The sequence below is a fragment of the Mucilaginibacter sp. genome, from assembly GCF_035492695.1.
Taxonomy (GTDB): domain Bacteria; phylum Bacteroidota; class Bacteroidia; order Sphingobacteriales; family Sphingobacteriaceae; genus Mucilaginibacter.
The window spans coordinates 156,998-172,540 of sequence record NZ_DATJJC010000007.1 but is presented as its reverse complement, the minus strand read 5'-3'; the positions used below and the strand labels follow the sequence as shown (position 1 = coordinate 172,540).

At 45.9% G+C, this 15,543-nt stretch carries 13 protein-coding genes; 4 read left to right on the top strand and 9 right to left on the bottom strand.

All coding sequences use genetic code 11. From position 1 onward, the window contains the following. Positions 1-286 precede the first annotated feature (286 nt). On the bottom strand, positions 287-2,716 hold the full coding sequence (locus tag VL525_RS04950) for a PAS domain S-box protein (RefSeq protein WP_325383977.1): 2,430 nt from the start codon (positions 2,714-2,716) through the stop codon (positions 287-289). 291 nt (positions 2,717-3,007) lie between these two features. Between VL525_RS04950 and VL525_RS04945 the strand changes: the two genes are divergently transcribed. Further along, positions 3,008-4,411, top strand: a complete 1,404-nt coding sequence (locus tag VL525_RS04945) for an aminopeptidase P family protein (RefSeq protein WP_325383975.1) — start codon at positions 3,008-3,010, stop codon at positions 4,409-4,411. Between the two features lie 35 nt (positions 4,412-4,446). Here VL525_RS04945 and VL525_RS04940 read toward each other — a convergent pair whose 3' ends face one another. From VL525_RS04940 to VL525_RS04925, 4 genes are all read right to left on the bottom strand, one after another. Further along, positions 4,447-5,325: an alpha/beta hydrolase gene (locus VL525_RS04940; protein ID WP_325383973.1), complete on the bottom strand. Its 879-nt coding sequence runs from the start codon at positions 5,323-5,325 to the stop codon at positions 4,447-4,449. A gap of 69 nt (positions 5,326-5,394) precedes the next feature. Continuing rightward, positions 5,395-6,111 carry a hypothetical protein gene (locus tag VL525_RS04935; RefSeq protein ID WP_325383971.1) on the bottom strand — a complete coding sequence of 239 codons (717 nt, stop codon included), beginning with the start codon at positions 6,109-6,111 and terminating at the stop codon, positions 5,395-5,397. Between the two features lie 11 nt (positions 6,112-6,122). Further along, complete coding sequence (locus VL525_RS04930) at positions 6,123-7,019, bottom strand: MBL fold metallo-hydrolase (protein WP_325383969.1); 897 nt, start codon at positions 7,017-7,019, stop codon at positions 6,123-6,125. Between the two features lie 127 nt (positions 7,020-7,146). Further along, positions 7,147-8,007 carry an alpha/beta hydrolase gene (locus tag VL525_RS04925; RefSeq protein ID WP_325383967.1) on the bottom strand — a complete coding sequence of 287 codons (861 nt, stop codon included), beginning with the start codon at positions 8,005-8,007 and terminating at the stop codon, positions 7,147-7,149. Positions 8,008-8,166: 159 nt separating this feature from the next. On the opposite strand from VL525_RS04925, the gene VL525_RS04920 reads away from it, so the two are divergent. Continuing rightward, positions 8,167-9,405, top strand: a complete 1,239-nt coding sequence (locus VL525_RS04920) for a serpin family protein (RefSeq protein WP_325383965.1) — start codon at positions 8,167-8,169, stop codon at positions 9,403-9,405. A 60-nt stretch (positions 9,406-9,465) separates the two neighbouring features. On the opposite strand, the gene VL525_RS04915 is transcribed toward VL525_RS04920, so the two are convergent. Together VL525_RS04915 and VL525_RS04910 are read right to left on the bottom strand one after the other, a co-directional pair. After that, positions 9,466-11,004 carry a S53 family peptidase gene (locus VL525_RS04915; protein WP_325383964.1) on the bottom strand — a complete coding sequence of 513 codons (1,539 nt, stop codon included), beginning with the start codon at positions 11,002-11,004 and terminating at the stop codon, positions 9,466-9,468. A 129-nt stretch (positions 11,005-11,133) separates the two neighbouring features. Beyond that, a complete protein-coding gene (locus tag VL525_RS04910) occupies positions 11,134-11,376 on the bottom strand; it encodes a hypothetical protein (RefSeq protein ID WP_325383962.1) in 243 nt (80 codons plus the stop codon). 245 nt (positions 11,377-11,621) lie between these two features. Here VL525_RS04910 and trxA point away from each other — a divergent pair, with 245 nt between their 5' ends. Continuing rightward, positions 11,622-11,918: a thioredoxin gene (trxA, locus tag VL525_RS04905; RefSeq protein ID WP_325384520.1), complete on the top strand. Its 297-nt coding sequence runs from the start codon at positions 11,622-11,624 to the stop codon at positions 11,916-11,918. Positions 11,919-11,956: 38 nt separating this feature from the next. Here the strand turns inward: trxA and VL525_RS04900 are convergent, their stop codons facing one another. Next, positions 11,957-13,186, bottom strand: a complete 1,230-nt coding sequence (locus VL525_RS04900; RefSeq protein WP_325383960.1) for a DUF1624 domain-containing protein — start codon at positions 13,184-13,186, stop codon at positions 11,957-11,959. Between the two features lie 107 nt (positions 13,187-13,293). Next, complete coding sequence (locus tag VL525_RS04895) at positions 13,294-14,481, bottom strand: DUF1624 domain-containing protein (RefSeq protein WP_325383958.1); 1,188 nt, start codon at positions 14,479-14,481, stop codon at positions 13,294-13,296. Between the two features lie 168 nt (positions 14,482-14,649). Here VL525_RS04895 and VL525_RS04890 point away from each other — a divergent pair, with 168 nt between their 5' ends. Continuing rightward, positions 14,650-15,516 carry a sugar phosphate isomerase/epimerase gene (locus tag VL525_RS04890; RefSeq protein WP_325383956.1) on the top strand — a complete coding sequence of 289 codons (867 nt, stop codon included), beginning with the start codon at positions 14,650-14,652 and terminating at the stop codon, positions 15,514-15,516. Positions 15,517-15,543: the final 27 nt, after the last annotated feature.

Below are 15,543 nucleotides of genomic sequence, written 5' to 3'. Positions count from 1 at the left end.
ATTGACATTTAATATGAATGTCATATAAAAAAGAAAAATACGCTTTAGCACAATTTTTAAAGCAAACTTCTGTTCATATTACTGGTTTTATTTGTAACAATTGCAAAACAAGAGTTTCAATCAGTTGATTTACAACTATATAAACCACCATACGTACAGTAAGCGATCGATACGATCATAAAGAACTTGGATCAATATTAAACATGTTATCTGAGATTTAGTTGATTCAATATCATTGAGAGTGATATTGATAGTGCGTTCCGGGGTGAGATACGGAACGCATTTTTTATACCTGCTCATTCTTATTCGTCAGTGGCAAAGTGAACCAGAATGTAGAACCTTTGTCTTCCTCGCTAACCAGGCCAACCTTACCCCCATGCCTGCTGATGATTTCCGACGAAATATACAAACCGAGGCCAAGGCCCGAAAAATTATAAGACGATTCATGCACCCTGAAGAAGCGGTCAAAAATATAAGCCTGCTTATCCTGCGGGATACCGATACCAAAATCGGTAACTGAAAACTTCAGATTGGAGCCCGCTTTTTCAATATTGACCATTACCTTATTTTGTCCGGGTGAATATTTAATAGCATTACTCAAAAAGTTCACCATCACCTGCTCGATCCTGGTACGGTCGGCATACACTTCGAGGATTTCATTTTTGTTGACGACGATCTGGTGTGAAGATGTGTACTGCGCGATCTCATTTATACAATCCCGGACTGATTCGCCGAACAGATAATTTGTACAATTCAGCTGCATTTTTCCCGATTGTATACGGGTTACATCCAACAGGTCGTCAACAATGTTCGTCAATTTTCCAACCTGCTTGTTAGCCATGGCAATAAAGGGACGTATTTTAGCAGGATCGAAATCCCTTTCCGATAATTTCTCCAGTATCTGCATCGAAGCTTTCAGGCTTGTTATCGGTGTCTTCAATTCATGACTTGCTACGCCTAAAAACTCGTCGCGCTGTTTTAACAATTTGCTTGCGGCCTTTTGCGCGCGTTCCTGGTCGTCTATATCAATTATGCTGCCGATATACCCTGCAAACCCGGGGTTAAACAAGGGGTTGGCGTAAGTAAGCACCCAGCGGTACTGCCCCTCCTTATTACGAAACCTGAATTTGGTTTGTAGGGGGGTTCGCGCCTGAAACTCGCTGCCAAGCTTTTCAACAACGCCCTGTACATCCTCGGGGTGTACCGCCGCAAGGGTATGCTCCAACAGTTTATCGCTTATGCCGAACCCGGTATAATTTTTCCACGTGTCATTAACGTAAATCAAAGCGCCTTGTTCGTTCGCCTGCCATATAATGATCGAATTGTTGTTGGCTATCGCCTTAAAATGTTCCTCGCTTACTTTCAGCGCTTCCAACGCCATTTTTTGCTCGTGAATGTTCGTGCTGGTACCCACCCACATGATCACCTTCCCATTTTCATCTTTATGGGGATAAACCCGGGTAAGGTGCCAAAGGTATTCACCGTCAGTATTTAAAAAGCGCTGTTCAGATTCAAGGCTCTCACCATTTTTAACAACCCTTGTCCATGCTTCTTTCGCGCGTTCGAGGTCATCCGGATGGATGATTTCCCACGCTCTTTTATTCAGCGCTTTAAAATCAGATAATCCTGTATAATCATACCATCCCTTGTTGTAATATGTAGCGTGGCCATCGGGACCCGATGTCCACATTTTGTGGGGAATAGCATCGGCTAAAAAACGGAACCTGTTCTCGCTTTCCTTTACTTCCTTATTGGCCTTAACCAGTTCTGTAACGTCAAATCCAAAAAATGCGACGCCGTCAATATTACCATCATTGTCATATACGGCTTCCAGTACCATATCCAGCCATATATCTTCGGGCTGCCCCGTGCCATGACGGTCCATTTGAATATGAAATGCCTTGGCACTAAACGGCACACCGGTGAGGTAAACCTCCCGTGATAACTGCGGATCAGCCATCACCTTAAACTTTTCCATCAATTCTTCGGTAGTCAAACCAAGTCCTGAACCCAATTTTGCGAAGTCAGATGCTACCTTATTTGAAAATTCAAGCCTCAGCTCCGGCCCCCTGCGGATAGCGATCATGGCCGGGGCGTTCATCAATATGCTGTAGAGTTCTTCCCGTTGTTTTTTAATGGTACGGTTTAATTCCTGCTCCCGCAATTCCGCCTGCTTCTTATAGCTCACATCTATTACATAGGTTACCGCCTCGGCAAAGTCATTTTCTGCAAGGCGCGAAGAGCCCAGCATTATGCTCACCCGCCTGCCATCCTTCCGGATATATTCTTTTTCAAACGGAGAACAGTACCCCTGCTCATATATTTGTTTTACACCCTCCATGGTGATGGCCGCGTATTCGGGCGGCGTAAGCTTGTTCCAGTTCACCTCACCATTTTTGATGTCCTCTTCAGTATAACCGATAATATCCAGGAAAGCTTTATTTGCATGAACTACCTTACCATCGAGATTGGTGAAGATCAAACCCACAAGCCCTGCGTCGTACAATTTTCGGAATCGCTGGTCGCTGCTATAAACCTTGGAGTGAAGCCGCCGTAATTGCCTTTCCCGGTACGCAATGACTATCAGCAACGCGGCTACCACTGCAACCAGCAAAATATTCATTTCCGATATTTGTGCGCGTGAGCCCATTGCAATCGAAGCATATGTTTTAACAGGCGAACATAAAATGATCATGGCTGCGATCATTTTCAGCATCGCACACCTGTGTTTGCAGTATGAGTGTATTTCCGGTTCGTTAGTTCTCATATATGCTTCACAGCACATGGGTTTAATTGGTTCAAGATAAATATCCGAACGGCTGCAGAGCAGTATTATCCTACCGTTATAAATTGTGGAGGTATAAGGCCTTATTTTAAAGACAGATGTATCCAATAAAGATATGGATTATTTTATATCATTTGGAATAGCCGTCGTCACCCACCCGTACTTCGCAGTATCCGCAAAATAATATCACTTTTAAAGCTGATGGGGAGTATATTTGACGGTATGAAACTCAACCTTTTTGATAAGTACATTTATATAGGGCGCAGGCACCAGTTGAAGCAGAATATGGGCCAGGATGGGCTGATACTTTTGCTCGGCAACGAAGATAGCAGCATGAATTATAAGGATAACACCTACCTTTTCAGGCAGGACAGCAGCTTTCTTTATTATTTCGGGCTTGATGTGCCGGTGCTGGCGGCTATTATTGATACGGAGTCGGGCGATGAAGTGATCTTCGGCAACGAACTGACCATTGATGATATTGTATGGACAGGAACACTTCCTACTGTAAGCGAAATGGCGTCCATGGTTGGGGTAGACAAAACTAAGCCCTATGCGGATATAGCCCGTTACGTGCACAAGGCGCTCACCGATGGCCGCAAGGTACATATCCTGCCCCCATATCGCCCCGAAAACAAGATGAAACTGGCGGATTGGTTCAATACTAGTTTAAACGACCTGGCCGATCATGTTTCGTTAAAGCTGACCAAGGCCGTGATCGCACAGCGTGTTATCAAATCGCCGCTGGAGGTGGCCGAGATGGAAAAAGCTGTTAATATCAGCGTTGATATGATGCAGGCAGTGATAAAACATACCCGCCCAGGTATTAAAGAATACGAGCTGGTTGCGAAAGCTCATGAGGTTGCTATTGCCAATGACGCGCGGCTGGGGTACCCGGCTATCATTACGACGCACGGCCAGACATTGCATACGCATTATTACGGTAATACACTACAGGAAGGCCGCATGGTACTGAGCGACATAGGGGCTGAAAACACCATGCATTACGGCGGCGATCTGACCCGTACTTTCCCGGTTGGCCGGGCTTTTACACAGCAGCAAAAGGAACTTTACGAGGTAGTTTTGAATTCTATGGATCATGCTATAGATATGCTGAAACCCGGAACGAGATATAAAGACATTCACCTGGCCGCCTGCCAGAAACTGGTGGAAGGGCTAAAACAAGCAGACCTTATGAAAGGCGACCCGGAGGAAGCCGTGGCAGCGGGGGCGCATACTATGTTTTTCCAATGCGGGCTGGGGCACATGCTGGGCATGGATACGCATGACATGGAAGACCTTGGTGAACAATATGTAGGTTATACCGATAAATTGAAAAAAGAAACCTCCATATTCGGACTTAAATCATTGCGCCTTGGGCGCGAACTGCAAGCTGGCTTCGTTGTGACGGTTGAGCCGGGTATCTACATTATCCCCGAACTGATAGACCGGTTACAGGCTGAAAAGAAATACACCGAATTCATCAATTACGATAAGCTGAATACCTACCGCGATTTCGGTGGTATCCGTATCGAGGATAACTTTTTGATAACAGAAGATGGTTACCAGCTTTTAGGCAAATACTTGCCAAAATCGCTGAAAGAAATTGAAGCGTTGAAAGGTTAAATCTTAACCAGGCCGATAAATAGGATATCCGAAATTCAATTATGCATCACCTTCGGCCGTTCGGTTGATGGTTTAAAATAATTATTGTCCGACAGCCAGTCGGCCAGGCGCTGGGGCCAGGTATTTACTGATTTTAGCTTTGACCGGTTACCCATGTTAAAACCATGCCCGCCGCTTTGCAATATATGTAGTTCGGCAGGAGCTTTAGCAGCACGATATGCTTCCAGCAACTTGATAGTCGGCAGCGAACAGCAGGGATCGTCGTTAGCCGCCAGCAGGAATATGGGCGGCGCATCTGCCGAAACAGCATCAGGCACATATAAAGGCCCGGGATATATCTGCACCAAAAAATCGGGTTTCCCGTTCAGCCGGTCGACAGGGTCGGCGGCATTCGGGTCGCCTTTGCCATCCCCAAAACCCACCATATCCACTACTTCGCCCCCGGCTGAAAAGCCCATCATGCCTATGCGGTTGGTATCCAGGCCATACTGGTTTGCCAGGCTGCGCACCAGGCGCATGGCGCGGTAGCCGTCCTGTTTGGCGTGTAACTCTATTTTATAGGGCGAATTGGTGTCGCGGGCCAGGCGGTATTTTAATACGAATACGGTTACGCCAAGATTGCTCAAAAATTGTCCCGGTTCGACGCCTTCAGCATTAAAAACAAGCAAGCGGTGCCCGCCACCGGGGCACACTACTATTGCCGAGCCATTTGCCTTACCTTTCGGCGGCAGAAAAACTGTGAGCGATGGGTTATTGATATTTTTAACCCAGTAATCTTTTGCCTGTTCGGGTACGTCTTTCAGTTTTTCAAAACCGGGCGCGCCGTTTTTCCATAAAGGGATTACAGTTGGCTGCGTTTGGGCGAATGTTATTGCCGGAATGAGGCTTAGAAGCAACAGGAGTTTTTTAAGCATAGCCTAAGGTAAGGAAATAAAATAGCAAATGTCATCCTGAACAAGCCCGGCATGACGATGAATTCAATACTACTTTCCTACCATAGCCGGCTCAAACAAATTCTTATCAACCGGGCCGCCGGCAACTACGTCGTGATATTTTTCTACCTGCAGCACATGGTCGTTTATGTAAAATTTGCACAGGGTTTCGCTCCAGGCTTTTTTGAGCGGTACCTGGTCCTCAAAGGTGCCTTCTTCCTTTGTATCACCATCATATTTTATAAAGCGAACGGACACGAGTTTTTCCTGGTCTATCCAAAGCTGGTTCACCTTTTCGTCCGCGCTGTCCGCTCCTATCACAAACACCGGCTTTCCTTTCCAGGTATCTTCATGAAATTTCACCAGGTCATAATTGAGGGCTTTGAAATGCGCCACCACCTGATCAAACGGCACGAAGTACATTCCACCCAGAAAAAAAATCAGTTCATTTTCGTTCTTTATTGAACGCGTTATTTTATTGTTACTGATCACATAGGTCGAATCGGCCCGAAAAATGATGCCGTTACCGCTGCCGGGTTTGTCAAATTCTATCCGCAGTTTATCCGGGTACAATATATGTTCGTACCAGGTTTGAGACTTAAAAAGACTGTCCTTCCGGTACATCTCGGTCGTTTGGTTGAACGACAGGTTCTTGTGCCATTTACCATGATATTTTGCGTACATCTTTTGCAACAATTCGGTGGATGTCATATCCTTCGGCTGCGTGAAAGGAAGAAAAAGGAAAATGATGGCTGCGAACAATTTCATATGGTAATTTATTAAGTCGTGAATTCCTGGTAAGCTGCCTCGAGGCTGCGGTTAATGCCATCGCCCTGCCAGTCTGTTATGCCGGGAATGGATTGGGCCTTTAATATTTCGTCTTTGCTTTTACCGGCTTTTATACTGCTTTGCACAAAATCGGCCAGCTTTTCCATATAATTTTGCATAGCCTTTATATCTTCCATATCGCCCGTCACCTTCATGGGATCAAAGGCATGGCCAAAAACAAACAGGGTGTCCTTATCAAATTTCTTCTGCGCCATTTCAAGCGTTACGGGCCAGTTCTTTACTGATGCTCCGGCACTTTTGTCGATAAAAGGATAACGGCGGTTAAATACCAGGTCGCCCATGTGCACCACATTGGCGTGTTCAAAATGGATCATACTATCGCCATTGGTATGGCCCGGTCCAAAATAATATGCCTTAATACTTTCGTCGCCGACTTTAATTTTCCAGGTATCGGTAAAGGTGGTATCAGGGTACAATTGCTGGTCCTCTTTCTTTTGGGCAATGGCCGAATTTTTTTGGTTGATCAGCGAGTTTGCATGCGCCGCAACATTTTTCACTAACCCTTTAAAGGAAATGTTGCCGCTGGTATGGTCGCCGTGGTGGTGCGTATTGATAAGCCATTGGAAAGGCTTATCCGACTGCTTTTGCAATTCGGCGATGAGGTGTTTTGCCGGTTCGGGGAATTCAGCATCAACAACAACAATACCTTCCTTGTTTACCAGCCAGGCAATAGTACCGCCCTGCTCGGCAAACATACCCACATTGCGGCGCAGCGGTTTAAACTGGTAGTTTTGGTCGGCCAGTACCGACGCAAAGCTGCTTTTCCCAAAAATACTGAATGCACTTGCTGCAAGCGCGGTATTGAAAATGAAATTACGGCGTTTCATGATGTAATTTTTTGAAGTTAGCGGTTATTTTGTTTAACTGTTTGTGCTGAATGAACAATGTTGGTTTTCACACATTATCAGGTACGGCAAATATATCAGGGCGTTGCCTGCCATCGGATTTTTATACTTAATACTGGTGGAACGCCTGCGACACAAATTCCAGCACTTTTGGCAACGATTCGCGCCAGTAGGTCCACGTATGGCCGCCATCGCGGACGCGGAACTCGTGCGGGATCTCCTTTTTTCGCATCGCAATGTGTACCATGCAGTTGCCCTCGTATAAAAAGTCGTCGTCGCCATCATCAATGTACCAGCGCACGGCTTTTTTCTGATCATCGGGTACGGCATTAACCAGCGCGACCACACTCTGGCGGTTATAATATTGGGTCACAACCGAATCGGCTACGTCAGGCATCGTCCTCATTAATTGTTTTTTAGCATCCTCAATGGTCAACGGGCCGGTGGCTGCGCTAAGCGGACAGGCGGATGAAAACATTTCGGGATGATGCAGGGCATACACAAAACTGCCTCCCCCACCCATAGACAGACCAGCGACTGCACGATAGCGCTTATCGCTTTTGATACGGTATTTCTTTTCAACATAGGGCACCAATTCTTTAAAAAAGAAATCCTCGTAGTTCCAGTCGCCTTTAGGGTCGTTAAAATATCCCCGGCGGCCCGTATTGGCATCGGGCATTATGATGACCATCGGGGTTGCGGTGCCATCTTTTATGGCGTTATCAGCAATACGCAACACTTCGCCAAATTGCACCCAGCCGGTCTGGTCGTCGCCGCTGCCATGCAGCAGGTACAATACCGGGTAACTGCGCGTTGATGTTTCAAAATCGGGTGGCAGATAAACGGCATATTTTCGATCCATCTTTAAGATCTTACTGGGAAGGCTAAGGTCGTCATAAACCTTGCCCGACTGCGCAAAAACAGCAGGGCAGAAAAATAACAGGGCAACAAAGAAGGGAAACTTTTTCATAGCATCATAATTGGTTTGAACAGGAAATTGCGGGGTACACGTAAAGTTATAATTTAAGTTGAGTATCAAAAAGAGAACACGTAAATGTTTTGTTGCCTGTAACAATTTAAACCATCGGCCCGTAAGGTTATTAAAAAGAACATATTAACTGAATTTATTATGAAGCGCGCCGTCCTGCCCCTTATCCTCGTTGCTGTTTTGTTAACGATTGGCTCCTGTAAAAAGGATAGCAAAAAGCCATCGCCCGACACCGGTATCAACCTAAGCTTAAACGCGACAGAACAGCAGCAGGCGACAGGGGATAACGCTTTTACTTTTAACCTGTTCAAAACAGTGGCCGCTTCAAATACTAACGGCGTAAATCTTTTTGTTTCGCCCCTGAGTGTTAGTATGGCTTTAGGCATGACAGCGAACGGCGCCAACGGCCAGACACTTGCTGATATGCGTTCAACCCTCGGGTTTAATGATTTTACTGAGGACCAGGTAAACAGTTATTACAACAAACTTGTCACCCAGTTACCGCAACTCGATCCGAATACCACTTTGAAGATCGCTAATTCGATATGGTATGATCAAAAATTTAGCGTATTGCCACAATTCATTAAAACCGACAGTACTTATTTTAATGCGAAAGTGCAATCGCTCGATTTTAAAGCCCCGGCTTCCGTAACTACGATAAACGATTGGGTAAGCGGTCAAACCAATGGGAAAATAACCAAACTTCTGCCGTCCATATCGCCGGGCGAAGTGATGTTCCTGGTTAATGCCATTTACTTCAAAAGTGTATGGAAGAACAAATTCGACCCCGCTAAAACACAAAAAATGCCTTTCTATACTGATGCGGCCAATTCGGAGCAGGCAGATTTCATGCAGGGAAATATCAGCTATAATACTTATTACGATGATGGCGTATCGGTGGTGGAGTTACCCTATTCAAATGATAAGTATAGTATGGTGATTGTGATGCCAAATAATAGCAAATCGATAAGCGACATTGCTGCCGGGTTAAACAGCACCACCTGGCAAAACTGGATGACCAGCCTGAGACCGGTGACGCAAATGCTGGCTTTGCCAAAGTTTAAATTCAGCTATGAGATTATGCTGAATGATGCACTCACTTCTATGGGCATGGGTAATGCATTTTCGTTGTCAGCCGATTTCACACGTATCAACGTCGGCGGCGGACTTCAGATAAGCCAGGTAAGGCATAAAGCCTATGTAGCCGTCGACGAAGACGGAACTGAAGCAGCCGCTGCCACATCTGTGGGTATTGAACTTACAGCTGCCCCGGAAGAGTTGAGGATCAATCGTCCATTTATATTCGTTATCCGCGAAATGAAAACCGGTTTGATCCTGTTTACCGGAATGGTAAATGATCCAACACAAAGCGGCCTGTAAAACAAAAACCCCTTCAACACGCGTGTTGAAGGGGCCCAAACACATTCAATATAACTATATCTAAAACTTCGATAATACACCCAGGCCCGTACATGCATCCCAGCCCGGCCCGGCGCTATAGCCTGTATTAGCGGCCGTAGTGTTGTTATTGCCTACGGTAATATCGCGGCATAACGAAGGATTGGCATAAATTACCGGGTTAATAAAGCCCGCCCATTTACCTTTTTGCTGATTGATGCGCGCCACCAGGCCGGCATACAAAGGCGCAACCGCACTGGTGCCACCAACTACCATCTGCTGTCCATCCACTAATACTTTGTAACCTGTATCGGGGTCAGCATCGGCTGCTACATCGGGCACACCGCGACCCTCGTACCTTGAATTGAGCGAACCCGGGACATTAGCATTGGCCTGGTAATCGGGCAGCGGGAAAAACTCGCTGACCCCGCCACCGCCTGCCGATGTATTGGAATCGTGCCAAACGGTCTCCGATGCTATGTTATTTCCGTTCATGGTTAAACGCGTGCCGCCGCAAGCCAGCACATACGGACTTGAGGCGGGAAAATCGACGTGGACGCGCCCGTCGTTAACCGAATCGCTCGAGCCACTGTCTCCAGAGGCTACACATATGGTTACTCCGAGCAACGAGGCCGCCTTAAAGGTTTCATTCATGCTTTTCATGGTCTGGTCCGTCCAGTTTGCTTCTGCCGAACCCCAGCTAATAGATATAACCGAAGGTTTATTGTGCGTATCATGAAGCGCTTTGGTTATCATATCCAGGAAACCCTTATCGGTATTCGGGGCAAAGTATACTACAATTTTAGCACCCGGCGCAACGGCCCCTGCCACTTCTATATCAAGCATTACTTCACCGTCGGCACTGTTGGCGTTCGACGGACTATTTTTTCCCCTGTCCACTGAAACAGCTTTCACCGACGGTTTTTTAATACCCAGGCTTTTAAAATACTTACTTATATCCTTTGCGCGATAGCCTCCGCCGAGCTCAAGTATCGCTATGGTTTGGCCTTTACCATTAAACCCATCCGGGAATCCATATATCTTTGCCAACTGATCGGCGGTAAAAGCATTTGGAGCCGCGGCATGTGATACTACTTGTCCGTCCCTCGTGGCCAACCGCAGCATGGGGCGGGCTACCGGACGGTTATCAAGCCCAAAAACACCTTCAATAATATCTTTCAGTTTTGCAGGAATAAAGATATCGCCCTCGCGAACCCGGATATCGTTCCCTTCCGCATCTTTCGACCCGCTTAGCTCAACGCCAAAGGCGGCTTCCATATCGGCAATGCTGCCCCTGAGTACCAGGCTGCGGCGGGCCAGGTCAACCTCTGCCGTGGCCAGGTGATACTGGGCTGCGAAAGCTTCGACCCTCTCCACGTCCTTTTGCGAAGAGCCAAATTCCTTTTCATAGTTTTTTTGGCTGATACGGTCCTCTGACCCTACTTTATGTTCAATGGATTTTTTTCTGCGGATACGTACTGTTATTTCAATGGCTTCGCTTTTATCGAGCGTACCGGTAGCCGGTGCAGCGTGCGCTTTTTTATGGCTGCCCGGCAGGACAATTTTCTTTGGGGTTCTCATGTTAATTCATTTTAGGCTGAATGGTAAAACATGAATAAAGATAGTACGGCCCTTTTAAAAACCTGACAGTATGAACACGCAATATGATACGTGTTTTTACGCTATTTTTATTACCGTCAAAAAGCGGTATCAGGAATAATGTTTTCGGATGCCCTTTTTGATCTGGGTAAGTATCCTGGGTTCAACCTCGCAATGGGCAGATACACAATTTAAGTGGCTATCATAGGCAAGTTCGCCTAACACCCGGCCCTGGTCAACTACCAGGAACTGGCCCACCTGGCTTGGTAATACGGCCACGCTGCGCTGGTCACCCTTAAAGTGAATAAGCAGGTGAAATTGCTGTTGCGGTATATATGCTGTTCTCGGTTTCATGGCAGACCTCCTTTTGTTTGTCGTTTACAGGCAGATCAATCAGGGTATATCAAATTTAACGAATAGTTATCCGAAATAATACAACAAAACATTACTATTTTGTTAAAAATCGTTAATATTATGGAATAGCCTATAACTAAATTTAATAATAAGTTAACCCGGCGACGGTTGCGACTGAAACTTTACCGTGTAGCAACAATAACCTGTAATATCTGTTATTAACTTTGATCAAGCAAACAACAACCATGGCAAACTTCCAGGATATTATCAATTCAGAAAAACCGGTACTGATCGATTTCTCAGCCGAGTGGTGTGGCCCGTGTAAGATGATGCCGCCGATATTGAAAGACGTAAAAGATGCACTGGGCGACCAGGTGACGATCATCAAGGTTGACATCGATAAAAATCCTGCCGCTGCAAATGCCTACCAGATACAAAGCGTGCCCACGCTGATGATATTTAAACAAGGCGAAACCAAATGGCGCCAAAGCGGTGTAGTACAGGCATCACAGTTGAAATCGGTCATTCAGCAATTTATCTGACCTGCAGTAAGTCAAAAGCATCACCGCGAGGCACAACCCTACAAATAGCTTAGCCACCATTTGGCGTGCGTCTGCTTATACCTGCTGTACCACCGGCAGGGAAAATACAGTATAAATACCACGCAAAACCAGATAAAATAAACACCGCCAAGGCTGAAACCGAAATCATCCGGCTGGAACATGATAGGGCCCTGGTGCGGGTTGTATATCTGGCTGCTGTTATGGCCGGTGATAAAGAAAACGGCGACTGTGGTGAACCTGATGAGGTACCAATGGCACAGGTAATAAAAGAACGGTACATTACCATAGATATATAGTATCCCGGTAAATTTATTCTTGATGTTTTCCGTTAGCGATAAAATGACCAGGGCGGTGCCAACCGTCATGCACGTATAGAGCAGCGATGGTGGGTATTTGGTAACATTGAAGAACGATATGATACTGAGCGACGTTGTTTTTTGCGACGACCATGCCGCCGGATCACCATAGATGTTGAAATACCTGAACAAGAAAAACAGGGCGAGCGCACCCAGCCCGGCATACAGCAATGTTTTGCGCCGTTTTACAGCATCGTAGGTTTTTACGTAAAGTGAACCAAATACATACCCGATCATCATCAGGCCGGCCCAGGGCAATAATGCATAGGCCAGCAAAAAGCCGCGCTGGGGAGCGAAGGGCCAGAATTCGCCGAAACCCTGTCCGGAAACCAGCAGCTTACCTGCGAAGGTTTTATCGATGAGGCCAATATGCCAGGTATCAAAAATATTATGCCCGAATACTAATATCGCGCCAATAATGAATATAACGGGTAGGGAAGCTCCAGATAATAACCCTAAAAGGATCATACTGCCTCCAATGGCCCAGATGACCTGCAGCACAAACACATTGTAAAGCGGGTTAAACGTAATAGCGAAAGTGATAAATATAAGTTCGACAGCAATTAGCCAGAGCCCTCTTTTGATGAGAAAGGCCCGCATAGCGCTTTTTGTGCGGCGTGTGCCTGCAAGGTATGCCGATATCCCGCTCAGGAAAACGAATGTGGGTGCACAGAAATGTGTTATCCAGCGGGTGAAAAACAAAAATGGGGTGGTTATTGCCAGATCTGTAGCTTCGGGATGCCCGAAATGAAAAAAGTCGCGCACATGGTCAATCGCCATGATCACCATTACAAGGCCGCGTAAAATATCGATAGATGCAATACGTTGTTTTGGTCCGGGTTCTTTCAGTATGGTGTTACTGCCGGCTAAAGGCATGGAGGCTGCTGTCATCGTGAGGGTTGGCTTGAAAAATGTGAAAGCGAATATAAACAGATTTCGTCCGGCAAACAATAAAATGCTAAAAAAATTAGTTCAGCAATTTATGATCAATCAGTTGTCTACAAATAACTTAGCCACCATTGTCTGTGTGTTTGTTTATACCTGCTGTACCAGCGGCACGGCAGGTATAGCGCGGCAATAACACAAAACCAAACAACATACACACCAAACAGGTTAAAACCGAATGTTGCAGGCACAAAAGCAAAACCTTTGGGGTTGGCAATATCTTTTCCGGTATAGCCCATGGCAAAGAAAAGGATGAGGTTATATACCCTGATGAGATAAAAATGCAAAACATAGTAAAAAAACGGAACGGTACCGTAAACGATGAACAGGCGGGTAATCCTGTTATCGACACCCTCGAATGCACGTAGCAGCAATAGTCCCGGACCGATGGTCATACCCAGGTAGATAAGCGAAGGCGGGTATTTACTTACATTGAAGAATGAAATGATAGTTAGCGCAGTGCTTTTTTGCGCCGACCAGGGCGCAGGGTCGCCATAAATATTGAAAGCACGCAGGATGATAAACAGCCCGACGAGTGCAAGCCCGGCAATCAATAAATTGCCCCTGCGCCTTGCCTGCCCGAATGACGACCTAAACATAACGCCCGCAACATAGCCCAGTACCATTACCCCTGTCCAGGGCAGCACAGCATAAAAGGCGCCAAGGAAATGTGTTTTATCAAGCGGGAAAATAGAACCCTGTGCTGTAAACAATATCTTCCATTCCACCGAAGACGCACCACTTTGCGGAAGGTTGATATGATCCAGTATATCGTGCCCGAAAAATAGCACTACGCCAATAGCAGCTATTGCCGGCAAAGGCAGCCACACCAGCAACCCCAAAACGATCATACTGGTACCGATGGCCCAGATAACCTGGAAGATGATCAAATGATATCCCGGATCGAGCGTAAGCGCGAAAGTGATCACTACAACTTCTATAAATACAAGCCATAAACCGCGTTTGATGAGAAAGGCGCTAAGTTGTGGCCTGGTCCGCCGCGTACCGGCAAGATGGGCCGAAATGCCGCTTAGAAAAACAAACAAGGGTGCACAAAAATGAGTTATCCAGCGGGTAAAGAATAAAAATGGGGTGGTTACTGCCAGGTTTGTCGGATTAATGCCACCCAGGTGAAAATAGTCGCGGGTATGGTCGATAGCCATAATGAGCATGATCAATCCCCGCAAAATGTCGATGGATTGAATACGTTGTTTTGGTCCGGGTTCTGCTAAAGCGGTCATTTTGGGTTGAGGGTTATGGTCGAATATAAACGGATTTAGCATGAACATTATATTCGCATAAACACATTGTTGATTTCCGCATATTAAACCAATTAAAAAAAATTTAGTCTTTCATTAATAAACTTATTGTGTTAATTTTACACAACCACCAATTAAACAAACCAATTTATGACCACGAGACGTGATTTTCTCAGAACCTCTGCGCTTATTTCGGCAGGGCTGTTAGTTGCCCCGCAGTTATTTGCTTATGATAAAAAATATATAGGCCTGCAGTTGTACACCGTGCGCGACCACATGGCCAAAGATGTACCCGGCACGCTGGCTAAGGTGGCCCAATTGGGTTACAATTCTGTCGAAGCGAGCTATAGCGCAGGTAAATACTATGGTACCGAGCCAAAGGCATTTGCCGAACTGCTGAAACAAAATGACCTGATCATGCCAAGTTCCCATTACCTGCTTGGCGAGGATATGAAAGGCCCCGGAACTATTTTGAACGGCTGGGATAAAGCTGCCGAAGATGCTGCATCCATAGGACAGAAATATATGGTTTGCGCGTGGCTATCGCCAAAAGAAAGGGGTTCGCTCGATCATTACAAAAAACTGGCCGAGGATTTTAACAAAGCCGGTGAGACCTGTAAAAAAGCAGGGGTGCAATTCTGTTACCACAATCACGATTTTGAATTTGTACAGGAAGACGGTAAATATCCATACGAAACCCTGCTGGAGAACACCGATAAGAGCCTCGTAAAAATGGAAATAGACCTTTACTGGCTGACCAAGGCCAAGCAGGACCCGGTAGCCCTGATAGAAAAACACCCCGGCCGTTTCCCTTTATGGCACATGAAGGATATGGATAAAACCGAAAAACAAATGTTTACCGAGGTTGGCAACGGAGTTATAGACTTCAAAAAGATACTTGAACACAGCAAAAAAGCAGGCTTAAAATATTTCTTTGTAGAACAGGACGTTTGCCCCGGTGATCCCTACAACAGTATCACCCAAAGTATTGATTATATCAAAAAGAACCTCGTATAAATCTAAATTGAATGACTGATGTAAGCC

Bases quoted from the DNA above. Each gene is read 5' to 3' on its own strand.
- VL525_RS04950 (WP_325383977.1), bottom strand. From the start codon at position 2,716: ATGCTGAAAATGATCGCAGCCATGATCATTTTATGTTCGCCTGTTAAA.
- VL525_RS04945 (WP_325383975.1), top strand. From the start codon at position 3,008: ATGAAACTCAACCTTTTTGATAAGTACATTTATATAGGGCGCAGGCAC.
- VL525_RS04940 (WP_325383973.1), bottom strand. From the start codon at position 5,325: ATGCTTAAAAAACTCCTGTTGCTTCTAAGCCTCATTCCGGCAATAACA.
- VL525_RS04935 (WP_325383971.1), bottom strand. From the start codon at position 6,111: ATGAAATTGTTCGCAGCCATCATTTTCCTTTTTCTTCCTTTCACGCAG.
- VL525_RS04930 (WP_325383969.1), bottom strand. From the start codon at position 7,019: ATGAAACGCCGTAATTTCATTTTCAATACCGCGCTTGCAGCAAGTGCA.
- VL525_RS04925 (WP_325383967.1), bottom strand. From the start codon at position 8,007: ATGAAAAAGTTTCCCTTCTTTGTTGCCCTGTTATTTTTCTGCCCTGCT.
- VL525_RS04920 (WP_325383965.1), top strand. From the start codon at position 8,167: ATGAAGCGCGCCGTCCTGCCCCTTATCCTCGTTGCTGTTTTGTTAACG.
- VL525_RS04915 (WP_325383964.1), bottom strand. From the start codon at position 11,004: ATGAGAACCCCAAAGAAAATTGTCCTGCCGGGCAGCCATAAAAAAGCG.
- VL525_RS04910 (WP_325383962.1), bottom strand. From the start codon at position 11,376: ATGAAACCGAGAACAGCATATATACCGCAACAGCAATTTCACCTGCTT.
- trxA (WP_325384520.1), top strand. From the start codon at position 11,622: ATGGCAAACTTCCAGGATATTATCAATTCAGAAAAACCGGTACTGATC.
- VL525_RS04900 (WP_325383960.1), bottom strand. From the start codon at position 13,186: ATGACAGCAGCCTCCATGCCTTTAGCCGGCAGTAACACCATACTGAAA.
- VL525_RS04895 (WP_325383958.1), bottom strand. From the start codon at position 14,481: ATGACCGCTTTAGCAGAACCCGGACCAAAACAACGTATTCAATCCATC.
- VL525_RS04890 (WP_325383956.1), top strand. From the start codon at position 14,650: ATGACCACGAGACGTGATTTTCTCAGAACCTCTGCGCTTATTTCGGCA.